Source organism: Arthrobacter sp. Soil736, from assembly GCF_001428005.1.
Lineage (GTDB): Bacteria > Actinomycetota > Actinomycetes > Actinomycetales > Micrococcaceae > Arthrobacter.
In genome coordinates, this window is record NZ_LMSB01000011.1 from 1 (window position 1) to 25,993 (window position 25,993).

Genomic DNA, 25,993 nt, shown 5'->3' on the forward strand with positions numbered 1-25,993 from the left:
GAGCCGGCCGCCGGCGCCGAGGAACAGGCCGGTGCCGATGGCGCCGCCGATCGCGATCATTTGGATCTGCCGCGGTTTCAGGCTCTTGTGGTAGCCCTTGTCTTCCGCGTGAAGGAGGGATTCGGTGGCGTGCGCCTGGGCCGGGACCGTGTGGTCCGTGATGGCCGTCTGGGTCGCGGTGCCCTGCTGGGGATTGGACATGGGGGATCCTTTGGTTTCCGGGTTCGGGGGAACAGCGGTGGTGGCTGGTCGAGCGTTGGGGATCTGGTTTCGGCGGGCTCAACCGGTGGGGCTTATTTGCTGAGGTTGGCCAGGCGTTCGGGGCTGAGGAGTTCCTGGAGTTGTTCGGTGGTGAGGAGGCCGTGTTCGAGGACGAGTTCGGCNGGTGCCGTCTGGACGTTCATCTTCTTCGGCGTCCTGGGCGGAAACAACCGGCGGGCTCGACCGGTGGTGGGGCTTATTTGCTGAGGTTGGCCAGGCGTTCGGGGCTGAGGAGTTCCTGGAGTTGTTCGGTGGTGAGGAGGCCGTGTTCGAGGACGAGTTCGGCGACGCCGCGGCCGGTGGCGAGGGCTTCCTGGGCGATGGCGGTGGCGGTGGCGTAGCCGAGGTGGGGGTTCAGGGCGGTGACCAGGCCGATGGATTGTTCCACGGTGAGGCGGAGGTGTTCGGTGTTGGCGGTGATGCCGCGGACGCAGCGTGCSGTGAGGGTGCGGCAGGCGGCTTCGAGGTGGGAGATGCTCTTGTGGAGGCTGTGGACGATGATGGGTTCGAAGGCGTTGAGCTGGAGCTGTCCGGCTTCGGCGGCCATGGTGATGGTGACGTCGTTGCCGATGACTTCGTAGGCGACCTGGCTGACGACTTCCGGGATGACGGGGTTGATCTTGCCGGGCATGATGATCAACATCAACCTCAACGGCGNGGGAGATGCTCTTGTGGAGGCTGTGGACGATGATGGGTTCGAAGGCGTTGAGCTGGAGCTGTCCGGCTTCGGCGGCCATGGTGATGGTGACGTCGTTGCCGATGACTTCGTAGGCGACCTGGCTGACGACTTCCGGGATGACCGGGTTGATCTTGCCGGGCATGATGGAGGATCCGGACTGGACGGCGGGGAGGTTGATCTCGCCGAAGCCGGCGCGCGGGCCGGAGGACAGCAGGCGCAGGTCGTTGCAGATCTTGGAGAGCTTSACGGCGACGCGTTTGAGCACGCCGGAGAGGTGCACGAAGGCGCCGACGTCCTGGGTKGCCTCGATCAGGTCGACGGCGGTGACCAGGGGCAGGCCGGTGATYTCGGCCAGGTGCCGGCAGGCGGTGGCGGCGTAGCCGGGAGGGGCGTTCAGGCCGGTGCCGATGGCGGTGGCGCCGAGGTTGATTTCGTGGATSAGCAGGTCCGCTTCGGCGAGCCGGAGCCGGTCCTCGCCGATGGTGATGGCGTAGGTGCCGAATTCCTGGCCCAGGGTCATGGGYACGGCGTCCTGGAGCTGGGTGCGGCCCATTTTGACSACGGTGCGGAATTCGGCGGCTTTGGCGGCGAAGGCGTCTTCGAGTTCGGCCAGGGCGGCGAGSAGTTCGCGGGCGGCGAAGATGGTGCCGAGTTTGACCGCGGTGGGGTAGACGTCGTTGGTGGACTGGCTGAGGTTGACGTGGTCGTTGGGGTGCAKGCGGGCGTAGTCGCCTTTGGGGTGGCCGAGGATTTCCAGGGCGCGGTTGGCGATGACCTCGTTGGCGTTCATGTTCGAGGAGGTTCCGGCGCCGCCCTGGATGACGTCCACGACGAACTGCTCGCCGAGGTGCCCGTTCAGGATGTCGGTGCAGGCGGCTTCGATGGCGGCGGCGCGYTCGGCGTCCAGGAGYCCGAGTTCGAGGTTGGTGCGGGCGGCGGCGAGTTTCACCGCGGCSAGGCCSCGGACCAGGTGCATGTTGGTGGAGAGCGGCTGGCCGGTGATGGGGAAGTTTTCCACGGCGCGGAGGGTGTGCACGCCCCAGTAGGCGGCCGCGGGAACGTCCCGGTCGCCGAGGAGATCGTGCTCGGACCGGACGTCCGGGAGGGTCTGGGTTTCGGTCATGGGTGCAGTCCTTATTTGCCTCGGCGCTGCCCAGCTTCGGATCCATCGTNATGGGGAAGTTTTCCACGGCGCGGAGGGTGTGCACGCCCCAGTAGGCGGCCGCGGGAACGTCCCGGTCGCCGAGGAGATCGTGCTCGGACCGGACGTCCGGGAGGGTCTGGGTTTCGGTCATGGGTGCAGTCCTTATTTGGCGTCGTTGGCAGGGACAAGGGAGGAAAAATCTGCGGCCTGCAGCAGGCCCACCGGCATGCCGCCGCCGAGGACAGCGCCGGTGGCGATGCCCGCGAGCGGGGCGGTGTCGACGTCGAGCGCTTCCAGCGCACGCACCGTGACGGGCATGCGGGCGCGGTCGCCGCCGTCGGAAATCTTGACCGCAACGGCGCGGCCGTCCGTCAGGCCCACCAGCTGGATGCCCTCAAAACCGTCCTTCGCGAGCAGGCCCGGCATGAGGCGCATGAGGTCGGTGACGTCGCGGCCTTCGCCCGCCACCATCTCCGGATGGTTCCGCATGGCATGCGCGACGGCGGCTTCCGGACTCTCCCGGGCGGACGCGCCGTCCGGAAGTTCCGCGGCGGCGAGGCGGCCGAAGGCGCGGGCCATGCCGGCGAGGGTCAGGGCGAACAACGGGGTGCCGCAGCCGTCGGTGCTGGTGCCGGACGGTTCCTCGCCGGTCAGCTCCGCCACGGTCCGCGCCACGAGCTCCTGCAGCGGGTGCCCGGGGTCGAGGTAGCCTCGCACCGGCCAGCCGTTGATGACGCACGTGGCGGCCATGGCGGCGTGCTTGCCGGAGCAGTTCTGGGTGATCCGGGTGGGGAGCCCGCCCTCGCGCAGCCATTCTTCGCGCTCGGGGACGCCGTAGGGGAGGTCCGTGCTGTTTTCCAGGGCCGATGCCGTGAGCCCGTGGAGCTGGAGGATGCGGAGGGCGCCGTCGCGGTGCTCGGCGGCTCCGGAGTGGCTCGCGGCGGTGAGGGCCAGGAGATCGGCGGGGAGGTCGAGCCCCGCCCGGACCATGGCCACGGCCTGCAGGGGCTTGAGCGAGGAGCGCGGATAGAACGCCGCCAGCGGCTCCCCGGCGGAAAGCAGGATGCCGCCGTCGGGCGCGGTGGCGATGAGCGAGCCGTAGTGGATGCTTTCCACGAGGCCGTCGCGGGTCTGGACTGCCAGTGCGGCGTGCCGGGGCAGGGCCGGGAAGCCGGTGGCCGTGGGGTCCGGGGCTGTGTGGTCCCGGGCGTGGGCATGGACGGGCAAGGCAGGGGAGAGCATGGAGTCCTTGGGCTGTTATCTGGCTGGGCGGTTACTGGCTGAGGATGGAGTCGAGGGCGTCGCCCACTGCGCGGAGGTGAGCGCTCATGGCGGCACTGGCGTCTGCGGCGGATCCCGCTTCGATCGCATCGAGGATGCGCTGGTGTTCGACGTCGGAGGCGTGCTGGCGGTCGGTCACCAGGTTCAGGGTTTCGGACTGGTGGGTCAGGGCGTCACGGATGTCCGCCACGACGCTTTCGAAGACCTTGTTGCCGCTCGCCCGGGCAATGGCGGCATGGAAGCCGGCATCGAGCACCACCCAGGCTTCGGGATCGGTTTCCCCGGACATGGAGGCCACCATCGCACGGAGGATGTCCAGGTCCTCGGCGGTCCGGCGCTCGGCGGCGAGTCCTGCGGCGGGGACTTCGATGTGCGGCCGCGCCTCGGTCAGGTCACGGGCGGAGAACTGGCCGAGCACGAGGTCATTGGCCACGTGGTCGGCGACGACGAACGTGCCGCGGCCGGTGCGGGTCACGGTCAGGCCGAGGGCGGTGCAGGACCGGAGGGCCTCGCGGATCACCGAGCGGCTGACGCCGTACTGCTGGGCCAGCGCTGCCTCGGAGTTGAGCTTGGCGCCCACGGCCACCCGGCCGCTTTCGATGTCGCCGCGGATGGCGTTGAAGACAGCCTCGGCGGCGCTGAGGCGGGCAAGCGGAGTGGCTCCTCCGCTTTGCTGTCCGGCTGTCCGGCTGTCTGACAGGTTCACCCTAGAAATATGGCACGGGTCACACGGTGATGTCAACTGGGTAGGCGGTGAGAAGCCCGTTCGGGGACGCGGCGGAGCCACCCGAGGGCCGCGCGAACCGGCCGCACCAGGGACCTATGCCGCGGGCAACTCGAGGCAGAGCGAGGTTCCGTCCGGCCCTGTGCCGGCAACCCTTACGTTCCCGCCGTGGCGCAGGGCAGCATCCTTGACCAGTGCCAGGCCGATCCCGTAGCCCTGCCGGGCTGCCTCATGGTCCGCAGGCAAGCCGCGGGCAAACCGGTCGAAGACGCGGTCCGGTGAGATGCCGGTGATGCCCGGGCCGGTGTCCCGGACGCTGATCCGCACGGTGCGGCCCGCAGTGTCGACGGATATCCCGATCTGGCCGGACTGCGGGGTATGCGAGACGGCGTTATCTAGCAAGGCGGTCACCATGCGCCGCAGCAGGTGCGCGGGAACACGTACCTGCGCCTCGCCTGTGGCGGAGTAGTCCAGCCGGACGGTCGCAGTGCTGGCGAGGAGCCTGAGGTCATCCGCCACTTCCGCAACAAGGGCGGTGGCGTTGACCGGTTCGGCTGTTTCTCCGGCGGTGGCCGCGGACATCAGCAGCAGATCGTCCACGAGTTCCGCCAGCCCGGCACTGTCCTCGCGGAGGCGTGCGAGCGTGGGCGTGGCGGCGCTGTCCGGCCCCGCCTTGCGCTGGGCGAGCTGCAGCCGGGCATCCAGAATGGCCAGCGGAGTGCGCAGTTCGTGGCTGGCGTCCTGCACGAAGCGCCGCTGCGCCGCCAGGGCCTCGCCCAGCGGTTTCACCGCGCTCCGGGCGCTGACGAGTCCTGCCGCAGCAGCCAGAACCACCGCCAGGGCGCCGCCGAGGATCAGGGCCAGCAGCGCGTCCGCCTCGTCAATGTAGATCCGGCCGGTGCCCGCGGGGTGCTCGGCGAGCTCCGCCGGTTGGGACCGGAACAGTGCGAACAGGACCAGGGCCCCGATCACCACGGCAAGGGCCGCGGCACACACGAGGGCGATCTGGGTGCTGACCTTGCGCTCAGCGGCGCGCAGGATCCGCCGGTCGGCGTCGGACGGGGTCATGACGGTTCTCCCAACTGGTAGCCGGTGCCGTGAACGGTGCGGATGACGTCCCGGCCCGCCTTCCGGCGCACGTAGTGCACGTAGGTGTCGACGGCGCCGGGCTGGTCGCCGTCGCTGAACACCTTCGCAAGCAGCTCAGCACGGGAGAACACCCGTTCCGGTTCGGCGGCCAGCGCCGTGAGCAGCGCCCCCTCCTTGGGGGAAAGTGCCACGCGGTGGCCGTAGGGCGACAGCAGGAGCCGCGACCCGGCGTCGTACGTCCAGTCCCCGAGCGTCACCGTCTGCGGGGCCGGCGCATAGGTGCGCGTCAGGGCGCGGAGCCGGGCGGCGAGCTCATCGGCGTCGAACGGCTTCACGAGGTAGTCATTGGCGCCGGCGTCGAGCCCGTCCACTCTGTCCTGGACCGTGCCCAGTGCGGTGAGGATCAGCACGGGCGTGCTGACGCCCTTGCCCCGGAGCGCCGTGACGAGCGCGGCGCCGTCCAGGAGCGGCAGTCCCCGGTCCACCACCAGCACGTCCCATTCCTGCGACAGGCCAAGGTGCAGGCCCTGCTGCCCGTCCCGGGCGAGGGTCACGTCGAAGTCATCACCGATGAGGTCAACGATGAGGGGACCGAGCTGCCGGTCGTCCTCCACCAGCAGCACGCGCTTCTTGGGGTTCGCGTCCATTACCGTCCATTCTGCCAACTCCGGCGGCTCCGCATGCGTGGGGAGCAGGGTTACTGGCTGGCGGGGTCCTCAGGAGCCAGGGGCCGGGACCGGACCCAGGCGGGCCAGCAGCGGGAGCCTGGCCAGTGCTGCCAGTCCATAGGTGTTCCACAATCCGGTGGTGAAGGCCGCACCGGTCAGCGATGTGAGGAACGACGCCGCCACGTCAGTTGGGTAGTGGACGCCCAGATACAGGCGGGACAGGGCCACCGCAACGGCCGCGACGGCGCCGCCCGCCAGTGCCGGCCACTGCCAGCGCGTGCCCCGGGCGAGCAGGAACGCCGCGATAGCCAGGGCAACGGCAAGGGAGGTGTGTCCGCTGGGAAAGCTGTCGGTTCCCGGCTCCTGGATCAGGGGGTCGAAGAGTGCGCTCGCGTCCGGCCGGTGGCGGGCCACCACCATCTTGAACAGCTCGCAGCTGACCCACGCGGCCGCAGCGACCAGCCCGGTGGCCATGGCATTCACCGGGCTCCGGCGGACGATCAGTAGGAACAGGCTCACTGCGGCGATCATCAGCACGCCGCCAGCCGGGCTGAACACCGCGTTGATGAACAGGGCGATTGCCGTCAGCGGTGCGGAATGTTCGTGGCTCAATGCCGCATCGACGGACAAGTCCACCGCCGTGACGGCGGGCGCCGATCCGAGGCCGAGGCCGGCGGCCGCGATCAGCGCGGCGGAGGCAAGCGGCACCACGATCCAGTGGCGCAGCTGCGGGAGGGTGGCCATCCGCGTGCGCGCCGCCGTGAGGACTTCGGATAGTTCTGTGCTGCTCACGAGTTACGTCTCCCTGATGTGCTGGTGTGGCATGGTGCCTCGATCCAGTCTGGAAGGGGGCTGCTAAGAAGTTTCTAAGAACCTGGGTGCCGTGCGTTCCCGTCTGCGGCGTGAGGCGGTACGTTCGTACCGAAATCCCCTTGTCTGCTCCATATGGAGCAGACTAGACTGATTCTGAGCTCATTTCGGTACGTTCGTTCCTATTGGGGAGTCCAGGCATGGCCACTGCTTTCGCTGACCACCTTGCCGATGAAGTCCGTGCGCGCAGGGCCGCCCTGCGCTTGAGCCAGCAGGACGTCGCCGACATGGCCGGCGTCTCCGAGCGGTTTGTCCGCTTCGTGGAGCAGGGCAAACCGAGTGTGCAGCTGGACTCGCTGCTGGCGGTCCTGGAAACGCTCGGCCTCGAACTGCAGCTCAGTACAAGGTCCCGGGCAGCGGCGCGCGCTCTGGTGCGTCAGCCGCCGTCGGACGTCAGCTCATCGGACGGCAGCCCGTCGGACGTGCCGGCGTCGGACGCCGCCTCCGAAAGAAGCGCCCGGCCATGAGGCACCGCGTCGCCGACATCTACAAACGGGGCGTGCTTGCCGCGCGGCTGGAACGGCACGACGGCGGCACGAAGTTCAGTTACCTGCCGGGCTACCTGCAGTCGGGCAGGCCCGCCGTCGCGAGTTCCCTGCCGCTGACCCCGGAGCCGGTGCTGTCCGCGGCAGGCGCCGCCCCGCCGTACTTCACCGGGCTGCTGCCGGAGGGCCGCCGGCTGAACGCATTGCGCCGGTCCATCAAGACCAGCGCCGACGACGACCTGTCCCTGCTCATCGCCGCGGGCGGGAACCCGGTGGGGGACGTGCAGATCGTGGGGCACGGCGAGCCGCTGGATCCCGAGGAGCACGCCGTGGAGGTGGATCCGCGGAAACCGGTGGACTTCGACGAACTGCTGGGGGACTCGGGCCTGATCGATCCGGTGGCACTGGCGGGCGTGCAGGACAAGCTGTCCGCCGGGATGATCTCCATGCCCGTGGCCAGCGCCGGCCGGCGGTTCATCCTCAAGCTCAACGCGCCGGAGTTTCCGCACGTGGTGGAGAACGAGCTCATCATGTTCCGGTATGCGGCGAAGCTGCGGATTCCGCTGAGCCGGGTGCAGCTGATGCGGGACGTGGCCGGCCGGCCGGGGCTGCTCGTGGAGCGCTTCGACCGGGTGCCGCTGGCGGGCCTGCCTGCAGCGGCGGGTGGGCCGGACGCCGTGCAGCGCCTCGCCGTCGAGGACGGCGCGCAGGTGCTGAAGCTGTACCCGGCGGACAAGTACAACGTGGGGTTCGGGACCGTGTGCACGGCGCTCGCGGAGTACTGCGCGGCGCCGCTGCCGGCCCTGCGAAACCTCGCGATCCAGGTGGCTTTCGCATGGCTGAGCGGCAACGGGGACCTGCATGCCAAGAACGTGTCCATGGTGCAGCAGCCGTCGGAGGAGTGGTCCATCGCGCCCGTGTACGACATCCCCTCCACAGTGGTCTACGGCGACAAAACGCTCGCCCTGACGCTCGGAGGCAAGCGGAGCGGCATCTCGCGGAGGCATTTCCTGGGCTGGGCCAGGGATCTCGGACTGACGGAACGTACGGCCACGCAGGTGGTGGAGCTGGCCATGAAAGCGGCCGGCCCGCTGCTCGCGGACCTGGAGGCGGGCACGGCGTTCGCGTCAGCGCACGACGGCGGCGCCTCGCCCTTCCCGGACATGGTCACCCGGGCATGGGTCAAGGAACTCAAACACCGGCGGAGGCTGCTGGAAGGGTGACTGCTCGGACTCATACCGACCTTCACGGCTGCGGACGCTCGTTCCACTTGAGCACGCGCAGTGCCCTGAGGGTGTTCCACCTGCTCGGGTATCCATCGCCGTCCTCCAGGGCGAAGTGGATCCGTCCGGGATGGGTGTTTTCCAGCAGCCAGGTGCCGTCGGGTTGCCGTTTCGAGCGCAGCACCCCGATCGCTTCGGCGAGGCGTTGGTCCGGGGCGCCGCCGGCGTCCCGGAAGTAGTCCAGGCCGCGGAGGACGTCGTAGAACCACCGTGTCGGGTACGAGAAGTGCAGCCAGTCCGCGTTGATCAGCTCGCCGGTGCTCTTGCGCCGGAGGAGTGCGCGCTCGAGCAGGTACTCCTCGCCGCGTTGGCGGGCGGCGATCGATGCCGGCGTCCCGCCATTGGCGCGTTCATGTTCCAGCAGGCCTTCGAGCACGTTGATCGTGGTGGCGAAGGATGACCGGGTTGAGCCCTGTTCCGCCTCGCAGTTCCAGCCGCCGTCCGCGAGCTGTTCGCCGAGCAGCCGCGCGACCACGCTGTCGACGTTTTCGCCGAAGTAGGCTCCAATGGCCACGGCCTTGCCGTTGATGCATGGCTCCACTTCGCCTTCGAAGAACGGCTGACCGCCCTCTTCCCAGCGGCTGTTCTCGCGGACGAGTTTGACCGAGCGGCGGGCCTCGTTACTTTGGGGCTCGAGCCCGAACTCGCGCAGGAGCAGCAGGGTGAACGTCGTGGCCGTCCAGGGCTGGCCGTTCTCGGAGTTATCGTACGGCGACGGGAAGAACGTGCCCCCGTCCCACTGTCCGTCGTCGCCTTGCAGCGCGAGAAGCCGGGCGCCCCAGCCTTCGGTGGCCACCCGGGCCCGCTCGGCGTGCACGTCCTCCGCCGGGGCGTCGGTGAGGTCGCGCAGGACCTGCCAGCGGATCGAAGGGTCAGAGTCGAGCAGCCAGCCGAGCACGTCCATTCCTCAAGCTAGCATCCGTGCGGGCCGCAATGGAGTGGCGTTTTCGGGCTGAGCCGGATCTACAGGTGCTGGATGCCTGCCCGCTGCATGGCGTCTTTGTAGATGTCGACGCTCTTGGTGAGGAGTTCCTCCTGCTTGGCCTCGGAAACAGCAAAGGCCCGCCCGCCGAGCGCGCTGGCCTTGTAGATTTTGATGCCGCTGTTCTTCAACGAGGAGTGGTAGGTCTTCTCGAAAAGCGTAAGGAAGGTGGCGGCGTCTGTGCCGTGGGCGATGACGGCCGAGACGCGTCTGTTGATTTTCAGGAACTGGCGGAAGGGGCGCAGGCCGTCCGTTTTTTCCTGGACGTTCAGGGCCGACGGCATGTCCGGATCCCGCACCCAGGGGTACGCGTTCCAGGGCATGACGTAGCGGGGGTCAAGTTCGGCGAGTTCATAGATCTGGGTGGCCCGGCGGGCGGCCTCGTCGTCGTTGAAATGGGAGACGAACCCGGATTCGGTGCCCTTGCCAGGGCTCACGTGGAGGCTGACGATCCTGCATTCGTCCTCGTCATGGACGGGGTCGATGTAGGGGACGGTGGATCCCGGCTTCTTTTCCATGAGTTCGTCGCAAAGCTGCGTCACCGCCGCGATGTTCGGTTCCTGTAGCAGGGCCTTTTTTTCGTCCCAGTCAATCGTCACGATCTCTCCCTCAGCAGCACGGCGTCCAGAATCAGGCGTCTTGTTCCACTGTACGCTTTTGGCGCGGTGGGCGGGCAGGTGCGGATGTTAACGAGCAACCCGGGACACGGGCCTGGGGAGGACCCAGCGCGTTCTCTGAGGGAACGGCTGGGCCTCCTGGTCTGGGGTTACGCCCAGAAGGCGTCCCCCCGGGCGGTGTCTTCGTAGAGCTCCCGGCCTTCGGTAATCTTTCCGTCGCGCGCTACATTTCGGCGAACTTCTGCCCAGCCGATCTCACCGGGACGGGCAGGCATCGCTGGCGTCATCGGTATACGCGGACCCAGTCGACCTGCATCCAACTTGGTTTGGTGGGCTTTCCGGTCGGGAACCAGTCGAGTTGGAGGGTTTGGTGCATTCCGACCGGCGGCAGGTGTGCCCGGTTGGTGTCCGTGAACCATAGGGCGCCGTCAATGTATCCGGTGATGCCGGTCGGGGTCCACTGCACGGCGTAGTTGTGCCACTGGGTGGTGTCGATTTTCCGTTCAGCCCGGGTCTGATAACTCCGCGGTCCGGCGCACGCGTAGTGCAGGGCGAACTTGATCAGGGTGGTGTCGGTGAGAGATTCGGCGTAGTCGACCTCCGCACAGTTTGGGGAGGTGTTGCCGTTGGGCCACAGGAGCAGCACGGGGTGATACTTCGGGTCCCGCACACTGGTTCTCATCCGTGTTTCCCATCGGCCGTATTTTTGCAGGGCGAATTTTGCCCCCATCCCTCCCGTGGTGCCGTATGCGGTTCCGCTGACGGTGGCCACTCCGTTGGCGACTTTCCACGCCTTCGGGCTGCGGATTCCTTTGCCCGCGTGGCCGGCGCCGTCGTAGACCTTCCATTTTCGGGGGTTGGGCGCCCCCGTGTAGGAAAACTCGTCACCCGCCACCACCGGGCCCCATCCCCGCAGGACTGCGGCCTGGAGGCCGTTGGGGGCCGCGATCACGGCGAGTTCCGGGTGCAGCGCCGGAATCTGCGCGGGCTCGGTTGGGCGTACGGTGAGGTTTCCTACGGCCAGGGTCAACACTGCCGCGGCAATGGCTGCCGCGGGCAGCTTTCGCTTCAAAAGCATGAGCTCTCCTCTGCCCTGTATTTTCCTCCTCCGTCCGGATGTTGTCACCGGATCGTGGGCCCGGAGCCGGACAGAAGGACGCCCGTTCAAAAATGATCCCGGAAAGGCTGCGCCTCGCCTGCAGGCCACGGGAAAGCCGGGCACCAAAGTCAGCAATCTCTGTGCGCCAAATCCAGTAACCGGCACCTGTCACCCACCGGCCAACTGCGTCCGCACGGCCAAAAACCGCTGGCGGCCTGACCGTGTCGGGGCCGGGCTCGCCGCAGGGGAGGGCGGAGCCTCAAGGTTCCTGACGGTTAGCTGCGGCCCGGCTCCGCGGCAACAGGAATCCGACCGCGACCAGCCAGAGGAGTCCGCCGAACCGCCCGATGGGCAGCAGGTACTGGAGCGGTTCGAGGGCCAGCGAGAGGAAGCTCAGCTCGGAAATGGCAGCGATGATGAGGCCGGCCCAGGCCAGCCAACGCGGCACGAAGCGCAGGACAAGGGCCGGGACGGCGATTCCGGCCACGAGAAGCCCCATGCCGACCACATAGGCGACGCCGCCGGTGATGAACGCGAGAAACGACAGCGCGTGGGTCAGCGTCAGGTCGGTGGTGATTTCCGGGCGGCTCAGGACCCACCCCAGCGCGGCCGAGAGCATGAGGAATATCGCGGCGGTGATGCCGCCGAAGAAACCGATAGCGGGCCCGGGGACGCGCACGCCAAGCCGGAGCTGCCGGGCGTAGACGGTGGCCGCGTAGATACCCAGCGGCACCGCTGAACCGAATTGGAACAGGCTGGCGAGCCGCACCGCATCGGGGTTCCCGCGAAAATATGCCGCGACCTGACCGGCAGGCGAGAACGGCGAGACAAAGGTCTGGCCGCCAGAGAGCATCGCACTGCTGAGCAAGCCGCCGATCGTGAGTCCCAGACTCACTGCCGCCAGGATGCCCGGGTTGGGGCCGCCGGATCGCGTTGCCGAAGAGGTGTGGTGTGGGGACAGGTCAGTCATGATCGCTTCTTTCCGATGAATTACGTCATAACTAAAATGATTCACTTGTTGAATGATTCTGTCAATAGCATAATATTGAGGGATGGACTCACCGGATCCGTCACGGTCGAAGCGAACCGCTTTCCTGCTGTCCCAACTTGGGGCGCTGGCATCGGCACGCTTTGCCGAGCGCACACGCGAGCTCGGGCTGACCCCGAGCGACGCGGGCGTACTCCGCTTGCTGGGCCGTACCCCCGGGCTGAGCCAGCGGTCCCTCGCGGACCGTCTGGGAGCGGTGCCGAGCCGGGTTGTTCCACTCATCGACTCGCTGGAAACGCGAGGCCTCGTCGCGCGCGTGCGCAGCCGCGCCGACCGGCGGAACTACGAGCTTCGGCTGACGGCCGAGGGTACGAAAGCGCTGGGCACGCTGCGCGGGGTCGCCGAACGGCATGAAGCCGAGCTCCTGGCCCCGCTCACCCGCGAGGAGTCTGCGCAGCTCGAGAGCCTGCTGTCAAGGTTGGCCAGCGCCCACGCGCTCGACACGGAGCTTCATCGGGACATGAGCGTGGATAGAACCACCCGCAGAGTGACCGGAGACGCGAGTTAAGACCACCGCGCCGGTACTCTGCTCACGGGTTCCGTGCGTGGCCCCTGTGGGATGCCGTCAGATGTCAGGGGCCCGGGTGGCGTCGGAATTGTTGGTGTTTTCTCTAGCCCGAGTGGGTTCCGGGGCGCCCGCAGCCGGGGCACCATAGCTGCCGAGCAACGTGAGGGAATCGGCCGAGGGAGAGCCCGGTTTCGCGGAGAACATGCGCAGCACCTGATCTGGGTCATCGGGCAGAACGAGGTTTTCGACGTTCAATTCCAAGTCTCCGACGACGGGGTGGCGCAGTCGGACGGTGCCGGCGGATGCCGTGGCCACGCGGTGTCCGGCCCACCAGCGGCGGAAGTGTTCGCTTTGCACTGCGAGTTCGCCGACGAGCTGGTTGGACCCGCCGTCGTCGGGGTGCCGCCCGATGTCCACGCGAAGGCTTCCGACTGCGTCGGAGGCGACAGCTTTCCAGTCGCTGAAGAGCTCGCGTGCGAGCGGATCGAGGAGGATCCAGCGGGTGAGGTTACGCTCGGCCGCGGGCATGGCGGGGAAGTCGGCAAGCAGGAGGAAAGCCAGCCGGTTTCCGGCAAGGACGTCGGCGCGGCGGCCCAGGATAAGGGCGGGCACATTCCCGGCAGCATCCAGGAGCTGGCGCAGCGCGGGCCGCACGGCCTGTGCGGGAATGTGTGAACGCCGGGACGTCGCGCAGTTTTCCAGCAGGTCGAGCATGTGGGCCTGTTCGCCCGGATCCAGGTTCAGTGCGCGAGCAACGGAATTCAGCACCGCCCGGGAGGGGTGGATGTTCCGGCCCTGCTCCAGCCTGGTGTAATAGTCGGTGCTGACGTCGGCCAGTAGTGCAATTTCTTCGCGTCGCAGTCCGGGTACCCGCCGGGCACCCGGACCCGATGGAATTCCAGCCTGCTCTGGGGTCATGCGTGAGCGCATTACCTTCAGGAATTTTCCGAACTCCGCGCTCTGACCCATGTCTTCCATTGTGCACGGCCGCCGCCCCCCGTTCTACGCCGAAGGTAGGACAGCCAGTCCTAGGAAAAGCAGGGAATGGCACGCCTGCTGACATGGCCTCCCGCACCGCATAGCGTCTATTTCGTAGCCACCACCACGAAATCCGGTTCCCACCGGACTTACCCGTGCAGGCTACCCCCAGCAGAGCAACCGTGATGCGGCCTACCAGCCCGTCCACGTTCGATGACAAGACAAGAAGAGAACCATGGAATTTTCCCTGGCGATGGCCGCCTACGCCATCAACACCATCAACCACGAAGCCCGCAGTGCGTTGCCGGATGCGCCCGTAGTGGCGCCACGACTCACCGGGCGCACGCGCAGACGGCTGGCCCGCCTGAAGGGACGGCTGGCGAATATTCTGCACCAGGCTGCCTGGGCAATTGAGCCTGAACCGAGAACTGAAACCGGACCCCGATACCTGAGCGCGGCCGCCCTCAGCCCTGCCGTCCCACAATGCAAAACCAGATCACGCAGCTGGTGACGGGGGAGCCCCCGGTCACCACAAACGCCGTTCGGGGGGAGGACCATGTTCCAATACCTGGCGGGATCGAGGTCCTCAGCTCGCCGCTGCTGGTACAGCTCCTGGTAGGTAGCTACGTGGGCCTTGTCAGCCAAGGCCGCGTCATTGCCCGGGGCTGGCTGGACATGGTGACGGCAGATGGGGGCACCGTCTGGGTCTGGCTGGCCGGGGGCGGCGGCCGGCGGATCGTGCACGCCGGGGACGGGATCGGTCTCCTCGTCCTGGAGGAAGAGATCTGACGCCCGCGCACCCACACACGATATCGGTAGAGTGGCGGCGGTCCGCCGCCACGCCGCCGGGTCTGAATGGGCCCGCGACCTGCGCCGGGTAGCAGGGCGGGACCACATGGCCAAGATGCCCTGGCAGCTCTGCTCACTCGCTCGTGTCCTCAGCCGAACGTGCAGTGGACGATGACTTTCCCCAGAGCGGTCTCGAGAACGTTCAGTTCCTGATCGTCGAGCCGTTCGACAAAAAGTTTGGACACGTCGTGCAGGTGGGCCGGCACTGTTTCGGTCAACCGCGCGATACCGGCGTCGGTCAACGTGACAACCACGCCGCGCCCGTCTTCAGAGGCGCTGGCTCGACCTACCAGACCCTCTTCAACCAACCTCGCCACGCGGCGGGTCAACCCCGAACGTGAGAGGAGTGCGCGGGCGGCGAGTTCCGTCATCCGGAGCTGACCGCCCGCGTCTGCGAGCTGAGCCAATACGTCGAAGTCGGCGAGGCGCAGGCCGGTGTTCGCTCTGAGGTCGGTGTCGAGCTGGCGCATGAGGGTCGCGTGCGCCTGCAGCAAAGCCCTCCAAGCCGGCTCCCCGCGCCGCCCCGGCAGCGAGCCCTCGACAAGCCGGTCGAAGAGGGCGGCCACGTCGGGGGTGGAATTTTCGTGCACGTCCACCAGTTAACTCCACAGGTATTTGCAATCGCAAGCACCTTGGGAGCGGTGATGAGGGCCGTCTCATGAGTGAAGTCCAACTCGGCCTCGACAGGGCATTCAGCCGAGGCGTTCGCGGCAAACATCGGGAACACGGCCCACACCGTCCCTGACTTGGCCGACGCCGCCGCCCGCCACGGGCTCATTTGCCGCGACCGTAAGGTCCTCGGCGTCAGGGGAACGCGTGAAGGCCTGGCCCCGGGCCGAACTATGACGATTTTTCATGAAAGGAGTCGACCATGCTACTCAACAACATCCCTCTCCGCCTGACCACGGGAGCATTCATCCTGAATACCGGGTGGGGAAAACGTAAGCTGGACAAAGACAGTGCGGCGGGCCTTCGGGCCATGGCAGCCAGGGTTATTCCGACGGTCAGCAGAATCGACGCCGAGAAGTTCGGCAAGATGCTCAGCTACGCGGAAATGATGCTGGGCGCGGCACTGCTGACACCCTTCGTGCCCAGCCGCCTGGCCGGTTTCGGTCTCGGGATCTTCTCCGGGTCCCTGTTCACCATGTACCTCAGGACGCCCGGCATGACGCTGGAGGACGGCATCCGCCCCAGCCCGCAGGGAACCGGGCTCGCAAAGGACATCTGGATGCTCGGGATTGCCGCGGCCCTCGTGCTGGACCGCAAGCCCAAGCCTGGAGATGCAACCCGGCAACCCGGGGCCGTCCAAGGCCGAAAGCGTCACAACGATGACTGAATACCCGGTGGACCCTGAGGTACACAACCCGGCCATCACGCTCGGGCTCGATACTTTTGGTGACGTCCACACCGACGGTTCCGGGACGCGGCTTTCGGATGCCCAGACCATCCGGAATCTCGTCGACGAGGGTGTGCTCGCCGAGGCGACCGGTGTGGACTACTTCGGGATCGGCGAACACCATACCGAAACCTTTCCGCTCTCCGCCGGCGACGTCGTTCTCGCCGCGATCGCGGCCCGCACCTCACGCATCCGCCTTGGATCCGCGGTCACGGTCATCAGTTCCGATGACCCCGTTCGGGTATTCCAGCGCTATTCCACCCTGGACTCACTGTCCAACGGCCGCGCCGAAGTCATCCTCGGACGAGGATCAAGCACCGAATCCTTTCCGCTGTTCGGATACGACCTCAATAACTATGACGAACTGTTTGAAGAGAAGGTCAACCTGTTCGCCGAGCTGCTCAAGGAAAGGCCCGTCACCTGGAGCGGAAATACCAGGGCCGCCCTGCACGGAGTGACCATTTATCCCCGTACGGAGTCGGGTCACCTCTCGGTCTGGATCGGGGTCGGCGGCAGTCCGGAGTCGGTGGTGCGCGCCGCACGGTACGGTTTCTCCCTCATGATTGCCATCATCGGCGGCGAAACAGCACGCTTTGCGCCTTTCGCCGGACTGTTCCAGCGGGCCCTGGCCGAGTTCGGTCAGCCCGAACGCCCCGTCGGCGTGCATTCGCCCGGGCACGTTGCCGCCACAGACGAACGCGCCATCGAAGAGTTCTGGCCCCACTATGAAACCGCGTTCGCTGAAGCCGCCAGGGTGCGGGGATTCAGGCCCCCGACGATGCAAAACTTCCTCCGGGATGTCGGCCCGGGCGGAGCACTCTACGTGGGCTCGCCCGAAACGGTAGCCCGAAAAATCACCGAGACGCTCAAGACACTCGGGGCAAGCCGCTTTGACCTGAAGTACGGCATGCCCGGGGTGCACCAGTCCCAAATAATGACCAGCATCGAGCTCTTCGGATCCCAAGTGGGTCCGTTAGTGCGCGACATGATGGCGTAGGCACCCGAGCAGCGGATGGTCCCGGGGCAGCTGATCCGCTACATCCCGGGCCGCGGGCTCCAGCCAGGCCTGATGGGCGCGTACTGAGCGTTGCGCAGCAGAAGCCGCCCGCACCCTTCCGGTGGTTCCGGCCCCCGTTCGAGTTCTTTCAGCGAGGCTAAGCGCAGAGACCATTCCCCCCCTAGTACTACAGTCGCGTTTATGGGGTGTGTCCGCGGGCCTTGTAATGACAGCATCGGGCGCGGTGTTGGTGTTTTCGTCGCCAGGTTGAGTGTTCCAAGACGTGGTCCGGGCTGGTGGTGCGGTGCCAGACGAGCCGGACGAGGAGCCGCCTGATTTCGGGCAGCGAGAGCCGGATCAGTTCCCCGTCTGCGGCGGCAGCGCCCCTTTTTTGGAGCGGATCACGGTCAGGAAGGCCTGGGCGAACATGGAGAGGGTGATGTGCCGGTACCAGCCCGTGTATTGGCGGACCTGGTAGTGGTCCAGCCCCGTTTCGCCCTTGGAGGTTTGGAAGGTTTCCTCGATCGCCCAGCGGGCGCCGGCGATCCGGACCAGCTCGGCCAGTGAGACCCGGTTGGGGCCGTGGCAGATGTAGTAGGCCAGGTCGGTCGGGTCCTTCAGGGAGCGGCGGGCCAGCAGCCAGTGTTCTCCGGTTTCGGCGGGTCCGTTGATGCGGGTCCGTGCCCAGGAGTAGCGGCGGTCGCCCTTGGTTCCGGCCCCGGCCGTGCGGGTCCGCCAGGCATTGGCGCGCAGGGAAGCGGTGAGTTTATCCGCGCGCCATTGCTCGCCCGGCCAGGCGGTGGGGGTGATGATGTTTTGGTTCATGGGAACGGCCAGCACGTAGTGTAAACCTCTGGCTTCCAGCCGGCGGCGCAGCCCCGAATGCTGGCCGTAGACCGCGTCCCCGGTGGCCCAGCGGGCAGGGATTCCGGCATCCAGGGCGCGGTCGATCATGTCCGCGGCCAGTACCGGTTTCGTGGCGAATTCCCTGGTTTTGGGGATCCCGGCCCGGGCGCATCTTTCCCGGTCATCGGCCCAGGTTTTGGGCAGGTAGAGTTCCCGGTCCAGCAGAGTGCGCCCGGCCGGGGCGGAGTACGTCAGGAACACCCCGATCTGGCAGTTCTCCACCCGCCCGGCGGTGCCCGAATACTGGCGTGCGACCCCGGCTGAGGCGGCGCCCTTCTTGAGGAATCCGGTCTCGTCGATGATCAGGATTCCGTCGGGATCGCCCAGGTGGCGGTTGACGTATGTGAACAGGTCATCCCGCACAGCGTCCGGGTCCCAGTCGGTGGTCGAGAGCAGCCGTTGCATGCCATCCGGGGTGCTGTGCCCGGCGCGTTCAGACAGCGTCCAGGAGTTTTTGCGTTCCTCATCCGAAAGCAGCCCGCGCACATACCCAACAGCATTCCGCCGTGGTTCGGACCGGACAAACCGCGGCCCAATAAGATCGCCGATTTCTTCCAGACCTTCGGCCCACTCTTCTACGTCCGCCACACAAATATCATCACTCACCACCCACGATTAACAGGCCACGAGCGGAAAGTCCGGTTAAAACGCCGATGAAGCCTAAATTAAACGCGACTGTAGTACTAGGCCGATCCCGACGCCCGCTCCTCCACTACACTCGATGAATGCCTTCCACAGCGGGGATGAACGGACCTACCGGATTGGCCGGCCATATTCGGGAACCCGCTCAACGGTCCGCCCGGTTGACAGGGTCCAGTGAATGTAAGGAACCCATTGCCGATCAACAAACAATCGCTCCGAGCGGACGGGTTCGCCGGGTTCCGGCCGCTCGCCAGGCTCGAAATCACCAGGGTCCCGCAGGCTCCCGGGATATTCGCGGTGCTGAAGCCCGAAGGCTTTGAGCCGCGGTTCCTGGCGAAGAGCACGGCCGGAGTATTCAAGAAGAAGGACCCGTCGCTGCGCGAGGCAGCCCTGGTGGCGGAATGGATCGACGATGCGGATGTCCTGTATCTGGGGAAGGCCGGCCCCGGAAGCAAGGGCAACCGGGGACTTCGCAGGCAAATACAGGAGTTCGTCGACTTCGGCAGGGGCAAGCCGCCGGGGCATTGGGACGGCCGATTGATTTGGCACCTCGCCGATTCGCAGTCCCTGGTGATCGCCTGGAAAGAGCTCCCGGCAGCCGAGGTGAATCCAGCGGAAGCCAAGTACCACGCTGATTTCCGTGAGCTGTACGGCAGGTTGCCGTTCGCCAATCTCGTCCAGGCCAGGGTCAAAGGGGCCTAAACGCCTGAGCCTCGGTACGTGAACCGGCCCGCCACCAGCGTTGCGGCGACCGGCATTTCTGCGAACACCGAATCCGGCACGGCCAGCGGATCGCCGTCGAGCACCGCAATGTCCGCCGCTTCCCCGACACGTATGCGCCCGCGTCCCCGGGTTGAGGCGACGAGCGCCTCCTGGCGGGTGATGGCCTGCTCCGGGTGCCACGGCCCGCGCCCGTCCCGCCGGGACCGGGTGGCCGCCGCCGACATTGCCAGCCACGGATCCAGCGGTGCCACCGGCGCATCGGATCCGAGCGCAAGGGATGCTCCGGCTTCCAGCAGCGAACGCAGCGGGAAGGCCCGGTCGGTGCGGCCGACCCAGTTGGCGTCCGCGGCGTCACGGTCGTCGAGGGCGTGGGCCGGCTGGACGCTGGCCGTCAGGCCCAGCTCGCCAAAACGGACGAAGTCCTCGTGGCGCACAAACTGGGCATGCTCGACGCGCCCGCGGATGCCGGCTGCGGCGAAGGCGTCCAGCGCCACCTGGTTGGCGGCGTCGCCGATCGCATGAACGGCCGGAACGAATCCGGACTCCTTGGCCCGCACCAGCAGCGCCAGCAGCTCCGTTTCGCTTACCGTCAGGATGCCGCGGCCGCCGTGTGGATACGGATCCACGCAGTACGCAGTGCGGGTGTTGAGGGACCCGTCGATCAGCACCTTTAGCGGGCCCACGCTCAGCAGCCCCGCACCGCCGTCGAGCAGTTGCCCGGTCCGCATTCGCGCAGCTGCTGCACGTTCCAGGTCCTCCGGATAGACCCCTGCGTCCACCCGGAACGCGTCGAAGCCGCCGGCAATCCGGCGCAGCCAGACGTCGCGGTTCCAGGTCATCTCGAAGTCGACCACACCCACGATTCCGCGGGCCGCGGCCTCGCCGGAAGCAGCGCTGACCCAGCCGTCCACCACGTCATCGGGCAGGCGGCCCAGCTCGCGGGTCAGCGCAAACGCCGCGTCCTCCCGGAGCAGGCCGTCTTCATCGGGCCGGACGCCGTAGCGCTCGGCCGCCGCGGAGTTCAGCCACACACAGTGAAGATCGTGGCTGATCAGGGCCGTCGGCACGCCCTGGGTCGCGGCGTCGAGCAGTTCCAGTCCGGGGACGTCATCCCACACCGCATCACGGAAGCCGACCCCCACCACTGTCAGGTCCGGCCCGGCGCCGGAAATGCGGGAACGAACGAGGTCCACGGCGCCCCGCGCCGACTCCGCCGGGGAGAGGTCAATCCGGTTGGCCGCAAGCGCCCACTGCGTCATGTGGACGTGCTCGTCCCAGAGGCCAGGGATGGCATACCGCCCGTCGAAGTCCACAACATGGACACCCCGAGGCAGCTCGTCCGTGGCGCTGATCCGGGACACGAGGCCGCCGCGGACGTGAATGTTGGAGAAGGCTGCGTCGCCGGGCTGCCTCACGGAAGCCAGCACAATGTCAGGCAAAGCACGGTCCGCTGCACTGGAAAGCATAGGAACAGGCTAGGGGCGGATCGCGTCTTCGCCAATTCACTCTGCACTCATTCGGCGGTGCACTCCACGCCCCCAGCACGCGTGATTACGCCCTCTTCCCAGCGCAGATAAGAAGGTGCATTCTGGACGTGACACGGATCTGACAACGAAGTCGGGGGAGGCGTCGGCATGAGCTTTTACATCGGGGCCGCTGGAATTCCTGTGTCATTGCCGCAGCCGCCCGGGGGGACGTGAGTGCGATGGACCGCACCGCAACGCACCACCGGCTCAAGGTCCTGGTGCACATCGATTCCAACATGGAACGTGCCCGGATCGAAGTGCGCGGAACCGTCACCGCAGCCAACATCAGGGCGCTGTACATCATCGCGCGCCGGGCCAGGACCCTCCTGCCGGGCCGGGAAATCGTCCTTGACCTGACCAGGGCGCGCGCCGTGGAGGAAGCCATCACGGCGCTCCATGACCCTGCCCAGCTCACAGAGCTCAGCGGCGAGGGAACGTCCGAGCATCCGTGCCGGCTCAGCATCCTGGATCCGCGGCCCGCCGCCGCCCAAACGCACGGCGCGCATCCCCGCGGCGCGCAAACGCACGGCGCCCATCCCCACGGCGTCCATCCGCACATCGGCGCCCGACCCAAGGAGCACGCATGAAACCCGGCCGCATTGTGATGCTCGTCCTTGGCACGCTCTCCGCCCTCCTGGGCCTGGGGCTGCTTGCCGGGGCATTTGGCGTGGGCTGGCTCAACTTCCAGCAGCGCGACGAAGGCTACTTCACCACGCAAACGCACCGGTTCGAAGTCGGCTCGTACGCCATCACCTCCGCCGGCCTGGACGTCATGGTGGGCGGAAGGCTGCCGAACGTCATTCCTCCAGACATCGCGGGCAGTATCCTCCTACGCGGCGCCGCAGCCACTCCGGGCAAGGGAATCTTCATCGGCGTCGCCCCGCAGGAGGACGCGGCCCGGTACCTCGACGGCGTCAAGAGGTCAGAGATCAGGGACCTTGAACTCCGGCCCTTCAGGGTCGACTACAGCGAAATCCCCGGCACCAGGACTCCGGCTGCCCCCGGCGGCCAGGGCTTCTGGGCCGCCTCAGCCGAAGGCACCGGCACCCAGGAACTCAGGTGGGACGTCCGGCCCGGCAGCTGGACATTCGTGGTGATGAACGCTGACGCCAGCACGCCCGTTGCCGCGGACCTCCAGGCCGGAGTCCGCTCCGAGCTGCTCTGGCCGCTCTTCCTGTGGCTGCTGATCTCGGGCATCGTGCTCCTGGCCATCGGCGTACCGCTGATCGTCGCCGGCGCCGCGGGACTCGGACGGCACGGGCCGCCGCCGCACTATCCGGCGGGGGGACCTCCCGGCCCCGGCGCACACGCGCCGCTCGCCAGCGCGGCCGCCCCAGGCGCACCGGGCAGCGCAGGAGTCCCGGCGGGCCCCCCGGGCCCCCCGGGCACCCCGACTTCCGGCGTCCCGGGCGCGGGCGCCCCGACTCCGGGCGTCCCGGGCGCCGGTGCGGGCGGGCTGCCTCCCGGCGTCCCGGGCGCCGGTGCGGGCGGACTGCCTCCCGGCACCGCGGTGCCGCCGGCCGGCGTCGGCATCTTCGGCAACGTCCCGTACCCGGCGCGCCTCAGCGGGCACCTGGACCCGGCGCTGTCCCGCTGGATGTGGCTGGTCAAGTGGTTCCTAGCCATCCCGCACCTGATCGTCCTGTTCTTCCTCTGGTTCGCCCTGATCGTCACCACCATCGTGGCCTGGTTCGCGATCCTGTTCACTGCCCGCTATCCGCACTCGCTGTTCAACTTCAACGTGGGCGTCCTGCGCTGGAGCTGGCGGGTGTCCTTCTACGCCTTCTCGGCGATCGGAACCGACCGCTACCCGCCCTTCACCCTGGCCCGCACGGACTACCCGGCGGACTTCGACGTCGACTACCCGGACCACCTCTCCCGCGGCCTGGTGCTGGTCAAGTCCTGGCTGCTGGCCATCCCGCACCTGCTGATAGTGGCCATCCTCGCCAGCAATTCCCGCGGCTGGGCAGCGTCAGACGATGACTTCGCGGGCGGCGCTGCCCGGTACTCAACAGGCGGCGGCGTTGCGCTGATCTCGCTCCTGGCCTTCATTGCCGGCGTCATACTGCTGTTCACGGGCAGATATCTCGGGAGCCTTTTTGACCTGCTTCTCGGCCTGAACCGCTGGGTCTACCGCGTCGCCGCTTACGTGGCACTCATGCGGGACGAGTATCCGCCGTTCCGCCTCGACATGGGCCCGGCCGATCCCGGAGAAGCCCAAACCGGCACTCTTCCGAAAGGCCCATCATGAAACTCACTGTCAACACGTTCCTGACCCTCGACGGCGTTATGCAGGGGCCAGGCGGCAGGGAAGAGGACCCGTCCGGCGGCTTCGAATTCGGCGGCTGGCTGGTCCCGCACTACGACGACGACATGGGCAGGATCGTGGACGGCTGGTTCGCCGAAGCCGACGCCATCCTCCTGGGCCGCACCACGTACCAGATGTTCCAACCCTACTGGGAGCAGGTCACGGACCCGGGCAACGCCGTGGCTGCCGCGCTCAACAGCCTGCCGAAGTATGTCGTCTCGAACACCCTCACGGACGCCACGTGGAACAACACCACAATCCTCTCCGGCAACTTCCTGGAGGCCATCGACGACCTCAAGTCCGGCCCTGGCCGGGAACTCCAGGTCCACGGCAGCCACCGGCTTGCCCGCGCGCTGCACGACGCCGGCCTGGTGGACGAGTACCGGCTGCTCATCTTTCCGCTGGTGCTTGGCCAGGGCAAGCGGCTCTTTGAAACCGGGGCTGCGCCGTCCGCATTCACCCTGGCCGGAAGCAAGACCACGTCGGCCGGTGCCGCATACCTGACCCTCCTGCCCACGGCGTTCGGTGCCGGCGAGCTGGAAGTGGGGGAGTTCGAAGTGCGGGACGGGCAGGAGAGAGTCCGGGACTGAGCCACCCACGCACCTGGGATCGGGCCGATAGGGTGGGTGCAGCCACCCCGTCAGCGAGAGGAGCCCCGAGCGTGGGCAACAGTTTCCTGGTCACCACCGCCATTCCGGAACCCGGACTTCAACTGCTGTCCGACGCCGGCCGGGTCACCGTGCTGCCCGAACCGCCGGACTACCGGACCCTCGCGGCGCTGTGCGCCTCGGGCGATTTCGACGTCGTCCTCACCCAGCTGCGCGACGTCATCGACGCGCCGCTGCTGGCCGGCGCCCGCSTGCGGGGCGTGTCCAACTTCGCGGTSGGGTACAACAACATCGACGTCGACGCCGCCACCCGCCACGGCATCCTGGTGGGCAACACCCCCGGCGTSCTGACGGACGCGACGGCGGACATCGCCATGCTGCTCATCCTCGGCACCGCCCGCCGCGTGRTCGAGGCCGACCGGCTGGTCCGCGACGGCAAGTTCCTGGGCTGGGAACCGGAGCTCCTGCTGGGCCGGGACGTCTCCGGCGCGGTGCTGGGCCTGGCCGGAGGTGCTCTTCKCGCCSCGGCCGCCGGGGGACCGCCCCGTCAGCGCGGCGGAACTCGGCGAGTTCGCGGGCAGGGTCCGGCAGGTCCCGTGGGACGGGCTCGTGGAGCGCAGCGACTTCCTGTCCCTGCACGTGCCGCTCAACGACCAGACCCGGCACCTGGTCGACGCCGGCGTGCTGGAGCGGATGAAACCCGATGCCATCCTGATCAACACCGCCCGCGGGCCGATCGTGGACGAGGCCGCCCTCGTGTACGCCCTCCGCAACCGGGTCATTGCCGGCGCCGGACTGGACGTCTTCGAGGACGAACCGACGCTGGCACCCGGCCTGGCCCAACTGCCCAACACGGTCCTCCTGCCGCACGTGGGSAGCGCCACCGTGCCGGTCCGCAGCGAAATGGCCCGGCTCAGCGCGGCGACGGAATGAAGGCNCGGGCTCGTGGAGCGCAGCGACTTCCTGTCCCTGCACGTGCCGCTCAACGACCAGACCCGGCACCTCGTGGACGCCGGCGTGCTGGAGCGGATGAAACCCGGTGCCATCCTGATCAACACCGCCCGCGGGCCGATCGTGGACGAGGCCGCCCTCGTGTACGCCCTCCGCAACCGGGTCATTGCCGGCGCCGGACTGGACGTCTTCGAGGACGAACCGACGCTGGCACCCGGCCTGGCCCAACTGCCCAACACGGTCCTCCTGCCGCACGTGGGCAGCGCCACCGTGCCGGTCCGCAGCGAAATGGCCCGGCTCAGCGCGCTCAACGCCGTCGCCATCGCCGAAGGCCGCATACCTCCCCACCCCGTCAACCACCTCGCCGGAGCATGACCATTCTGGTTGCCCCGGACAGTTTCAAGGGGACGTACTCGGCGGCGGACGTCGCCACGGCAATCGGCGCCGGCATCAAGGACGGCGGCGGCAGGGCCGTCCAGCTGCCCGTTGCCGACGGGGGCGAGGGGACGTTCGACGTCCTCTGCCGCAGCCTCCAGACGTCGGCGGTAACGGTGGAAGTGCTGAATTCCTTTGGCGAGCCCCTGTCCGCGACCATTGGGCTCGCCGCGGACGGAACCGCCGTCGTCGAGGTCGCCCAGGCCAGCGGTCTCTCGGCGGCAAGGAGCCCCCTGGATGCAGTATCGGCCAGCACCTACGGAACCGGCATGCTGGTCGCGGCCGCCGTGAATCACGGTGCCACGCACATCCTGGTGGCGGCCGGCGGTTCGGCCACCACCGACGGCGGAGCCGGCGCCGTGCAGGCGATCCACGACCACGGCGGACTTCGCGGCGCCCGGATCACGGTACTCTCCGATGTGACCACGACGTTCCTTGATGCTCCCCGCGTTTTCGGACCCCAGAAAGGGGCCGACCCGGACAGCGTCAGGCTCCTGGAAGAACGCCTGGCCCTGCTTGCCGGTTCATATCCCCGCAGCCCGGCGGGAGTGCCGCGCACCGGCGCGGCGGGCGGCCTCTCCGGCGGGTTGTGGGCACACTTCGGGGCAGAACTTGTGTCCGGGGCGGACGCTGTCCTTGACGCGGCAAAGTTCGACGAACACGTGGAGTCAGCCGACGCCGTCGTGGTCGGGGAGGGGCGCCTCGATTCCCAGACCGGGGAGGGCAAGATCATCTCGGCCATCCTGGGAAGAGTGCGGAAATCCGGCCGGCGCATCCCTGTGGTGGCCGTCGTGGGATCCGTTGCGGCGGACCTGGGTGCCTACGCAGAGCACTTCACGGAGATCCTCATAGCCACCGATGCTGCTGAGATGCAGGCGGCCGGAAAGTCGGTGGCCGGCTACTCGAAGCTCCGGCGGCACTAGCCGGCCCGCGTTT

At 67.6% G+C, this 25,993-nt stretch carries 26 protein-coding genes and 5 pseudogenes; 14 read left to right on the top strand and 17 right to left on the bottom strand.

The genetic code is table 11. The features are described 5' to 3' along the window. The 8 genes and pseudogenes from ASG92_RS08045 to ASG92_RS08075 form a co-directional block, all read right to left on the bottom strand. A pseudogene (locus ASG92_RS08045) lies at positions 1–201 on the bottom strand (L-asparagine permease); the annotation flags it as partial. A 256-nt stretch (positions 202–457) separates the two neighbouring features. Beyond that, positions 458–918: pseudogene (gene aspA / locus ASG92_RS27195) on the bottom strand (aspartate ammonia-lyase); the annotation flags it as partial. 1 nt (position 919) lies between these two features. Then, positions 920–2,063, bottom strand: a pseudogene (locus ASG92_RS08050) (aspartate ammonia-lyase); the annotation flags it as partial. Between the two features lie 183 nt (positions 2,064–2,246). Then, positions 2,247–3,326 (bottom strand): asparaginase, encoded by a 1,080-nt coding sequence (locus ASG92_RS08055; RefSeq protein WP_056626665.1) that lies wholly within the window; start codon positions 3,324–3,326, stop codon positions 2,247–2,249. A 31-nt stretch (positions 3,327–3,357) separates the two neighbouring features. Then, positions 3,358–4,071 carry a FadR/GntR family transcriptional regulator gene (locus ASG92_RS08060; RefSeq protein ID WP_056626667.1) on the bottom strand — a complete coding sequence of 238 codons (714 nt, stop codon included), beginning with the start codon at positions 4,069–4,071 and terminating at the stop codon, positions 3,358–3,360. 114 nt (positions 4,072–4,185) lie between these two features. Next, positions 4,186–5,157: a HAMP domain-containing sensor histidine kinase gene (locus ASG92_RS08065; protein ID WP_056626669.1), complete on the bottom strand. Its 972-nt coding sequence runs from the start codon at positions 5,155–5,157 to the stop codon at positions 4,186–4,188. Then, the gene (locus ASG92_RS08070; RefSeq protein ID WP_056626671.1) at positions 5,154–5,825 is read right to left on the bottom strand and encodes a response regulator transcription factor; all 672 of its coding nucleotides are present in this window, start codon (positions 5,823–5,825) and stop codon (positions 5,154–5,156) included. Before ASG92_RS08070 ends, ASG92_RS08065 begins: the two co-directional genes overlap by 4 nt. A 69-nt stretch (positions 5,826–5,894) precedes the next feature. After that, positions 5,895–6,638, bottom strand: coding sequence for a phosphatase PAP2 family protein (locus tag ASG92_RS08075; RefSeq protein ID WP_240987050.1), 744 nt, complete (start codon positions 6,636–6,638; stop codon positions 5,895–5,897). Positions 6,639–6,856: 218 nt separating this feature from the next. Between ASG92_RS08075 and ASG92_RS08080 the strand changes: the two genes are divergently transcribed. Both ASG92_RS08080 and ASG92_RS08085 read left to right on the top strand, forming a co-directional pair. Then, positions 6,857–7,183 (top strand): helix-turn-helix transcriptional regulator, encoded by a 327-nt coding sequence (locus ASG92_RS08080; RefSeq protein ID WP_082579378.1) that lies wholly within the window; start codon positions 6,857–6,859, stop codon positions 7,181–7,183. Continuing rightward, the gene (locus tag ASG92_RS08085) at positions 7,180–8,424 is read left to right on the top strand and encodes a HipA domain-containing protein (RefSeq protein WP_056626673.1); all 1,245 of its coding nucleotides are present in this window, start codon (positions 7,180–7,182) and stop codon (positions 8,422–8,424) included. The genes ASG92_RS08080 and ASG92_RS08085 overlap by 4 nt, the downstream gene beginning before the upstream one ends. Positions 8,425–8,446: 22 nt before the next feature. Here the strand turns inward: ASG92_RS08085 and ASG92_RS08090 are convergent, their stop codons facing one another. The 4 genes from ASG92_RS08090 to ASG92_RS08105 form a co-directional block, all read right to left on the bottom strand. Continuing rightward, a complete protein-coding gene (locus tag ASG92_RS08090) occupies positions 8,447–9,388 on the bottom strand; it encodes a hypothetical protein (protein WP_056626674.1) in 942 nt (313 codons plus the stop codon). A gap of 59 nt (positions 9,389–9,447) precedes the next feature. Next, the gene (locus ASG92_RS08095) at positions 9,448–10,065 is read right to left on the bottom strand and encodes a uracil-DNA glycosylase (RefSeq protein WP_056626676.1); all 618 of its coding nucleotides are present in this window, start codon (positions 10,063–10,065) and stop codon (positions 9,448–9,450) included. Positions 10,066–10,366: 301 nt separating this feature from the next. Then, positions 10,367–11,161 carry a glycoside hydrolase family 16 protein gene (locus ASG92_RS08100; RefSeq protein WP_056626678.1) on the bottom strand — a complete coding sequence of 265 codons (795 nt, stop codon included), beginning with the start codon at positions 11,159–11,161 and terminating at the stop codon, positions 10,367–10,369. A gap of 280 nt (positions 11,162–11,441) precedes the next feature. After that, the gene (locus tag ASG92_RS08105) at positions 11,442–12,152 is read right to left on the bottom strand and encodes a hypothetical protein (protein WP_056626680.1); all 711 of its coding nucleotides are present in this window, start codon (positions 12,150–12,152) and stop codon (positions 11,442–11,444) included. A gap of 82 nt (positions 12,153–12,234) precedes the next feature. On the opposite strand from ASG92_RS08105, the gene ASG92_RS08110 reads away from it, so the two are divergent. Next, the gene (locus ASG92_RS08110; protein WP_056626682.1) at positions 12,235–12,738 is read left to right on the top strand and encodes a MarR family transcriptional regulator; all 504 of its coding nucleotides are present in this window, start codon (positions 12,235–12,237) and stop codon (positions 12,736–12,738) included. 57 nt (positions 12,739–12,795) lie between these two features. On the opposite strand, the gene ASG92_RS08115 is transcribed toward ASG92_RS08110, so the two are convergent. Continuing rightward, entirely contained in the window at positions 12,796–13,707 is a 912-nt protein-coding gene (locus ASG92_RS08115; protein ID WP_056626684.1) for a helix-turn-helix transcriptional regulator, read from the bottom strand. 244 nt (positions 13,708–13,951) lie between these two features. On the opposite strand from ASG92_RS08115, the gene ASG92_RS28195 reads away from it, so the two are divergent. Continuing rightward, the gene (locus tag ASG92_RS28195; protein ID WP_157372150.1) at positions 13,952–14,227 is read left to right on the top strand and encodes a hypothetical protein; all 276 of its coding nucleotides are present in this window, start codon (positions 13,952–13,954) and stop codon (positions 14,225–14,227) included. Continuing rightward, a complete protein-coding gene (locus ASG92_RS08120) occupies positions 14,200–14,505 on the top strand; it encodes a hypothetical protein (RefSeq protein ID WP_056626686.1) in 306 nt (101 codons plus the stop codon). The genes ASG92_RS28195 and ASG92_RS08120 overlap by 28 nt, the downstream gene beginning before the upstream one ends. Positions 14,506–14,654: 149 nt before the next feature. On the opposite strand, the gene ASG92_RS08125 is transcribed toward ASG92_RS08120, so the two are convergent. Both ASG92_RS08125 and ASG92_RS28200 read right to left on the bottom strand, forming a co-directional pair. Further along, entirely contained in the window at positions 14,655–15,161 is a 507-nt protein-coding gene (locus ASG92_RS08125) for a MarR family transcriptional regulator (RefSeq protein ID WP_056626688.1), read from the bottom strand. Between the two features lie 96 nt (positions 15,162–15,257). Beyond that, the gene (locus tag ASG92_RS28200; RefSeq protein WP_157372151.1) at positions 15,258–15,422 is read right to left on the bottom strand and encodes a hypothetical protein; all 165 of its coding nucleotides are present in this window, start codon (positions 15,420–15,422) and stop codon (positions 15,258–15,260) included. A 14-nt stretch (positions 15,423–15,436) separates the two neighbouring features. Here ASG92_RS28200 and ASG92_RS08130 point away from each other — a divergent pair, with 14 nt between their 5' ends. After that, positions 15,437–15,901, top strand: coding sequence for a hypothetical protein (locus ASG92_RS08130; RefSeq protein WP_240987051.1), 465 nt, complete (start codon positions 15,437–15,439; stop codon positions 15,899–15,901). Continuing rightward, positions 15,894–16,958 (top strand): LLM class flavin-dependent oxidoreductase, encoded by a 1,065-nt coding sequence (locus tag ASG92_RS08135; RefSeq protein WP_056626689.1) that lies wholly within the window; start codon positions 15,894–15,896, stop codon positions 16,956–16,958. Before ASG92_RS08130 ends, ASG92_RS08135 begins: the two co-directional genes overlap by 8 nt. A gap of 357 nt (positions 16,959–17,315) precedes the next feature. Here the strand turns inward: ASG92_RS08135 and ASG92_RS08140 are convergent, their stop codons facing one another. Next, a complete protein-coding gene (locus ASG92_RS08140) occupies positions 17,316–18,452 on the bottom strand; it encodes an IS701 family transposase (protein ID WP_056626690.1) in 1,137 nt (378 codons plus the stop codon). 246 nt (positions 18,453–18,698) lie between these two features. On the opposite strand from ASG92_RS08140, the gene ASG92_RS08145 reads away from it, so the two are divergent. Then, positions 18,699–19,208, top strand: coding sequence for a hypothetical protein (locus ASG92_RS08145; RefSeq protein WP_056626691.1), 510 nt, complete (start codon positions 18,699–18,701; stop codon positions 19,206–19,208). Here the strand turns inward: ASG92_RS08145 and ASG92_RS08150 are convergent. Then, positions 19,205–20,695, bottom strand: a complete 1,491-nt coding sequence (locus ASG92_RS08150) for an amidohydrolase family protein (RefSeq protein ID WP_056626693.1) — start codon at positions 20,693–20,695, stop codon at positions 19,205–19,207. The two genes, ASG92_RS08145 and ASG92_RS08150, sit on opposite strands and share 4 nt — an antisense overlap. A 239-nt stretch (positions 20,696–20,934) precedes the next feature. On the opposite strand from ASG92_RS08150, the gene ASG92_RS08155 reads away from it, so the two are divergent. From ASG92_RS08155 to ASG92_RS08180, 6 genes and pseudogenes are all read left to right on the top strand, one after another. After that, positions 20,935–21,342 carry a hypothetical protein gene (locus ASG92_RS08155; protein ID WP_056626695.1) on the top strand — a complete coding sequence of 136 codons (408 nt, stop codon included), beginning with the start codon at positions 20,935–20,937 and terminating at the stop codon, positions 21,340–21,342. Then, entirely contained in the window at positions 21,339–23,006 is a 1,668-nt protein-coding gene (locus tag ASG92_RS08160; RefSeq protein WP_056626697.1) for a DUF4389 domain-containing protein, read from the top strand. The genes ASG92_RS08155 and ASG92_RS08160 overlap by 4 nt, the downstream gene beginning before the upstream one ends. Next, a complete protein-coding gene (locus tag ASG92_RS08165) occupies positions 23,003–23,653 on the top strand; it encodes a dihydrofolate reductase family protein (protein WP_056626699.1) in 651 nt (216 codons plus the stop codon). The genes ASG92_RS08160 and ASG92_RS08165 overlap by 4 nt, the downstream gene beginning before the upstream one ends. A 71-nt stretch (positions 23,654–23,724) precedes the next feature. Further along, positions 23,725–24,604, top strand: a pseudogene (locus ASG92_RS08170) (D-glycerate dehydrogenase). Positions 24,605–24,609: 5 nt separating this feature from the next. Continuing rightward, positions 24,610–24,997 (top strand): annotated as a pseudogene (locus tag ASG92_RS08175) (NAD(P)-dependent oxidoreductase); the annotation flags it as partial. Next, a complete protein-coding gene (locus ASG92_RS08180) occupies positions 24,994–25,980 on the top strand; it encodes a glycerate kinase (protein WP_056626700.1) in 987 nt (328 codons plus the stop codon). The pseudogene ASG92_RS08175 and the gene ASG92_RS08180, both read left to right, overlap by 4 nt. The last annotated feature ends 13 nt before the right edge of the window (positions 25,981–25,993 follow it).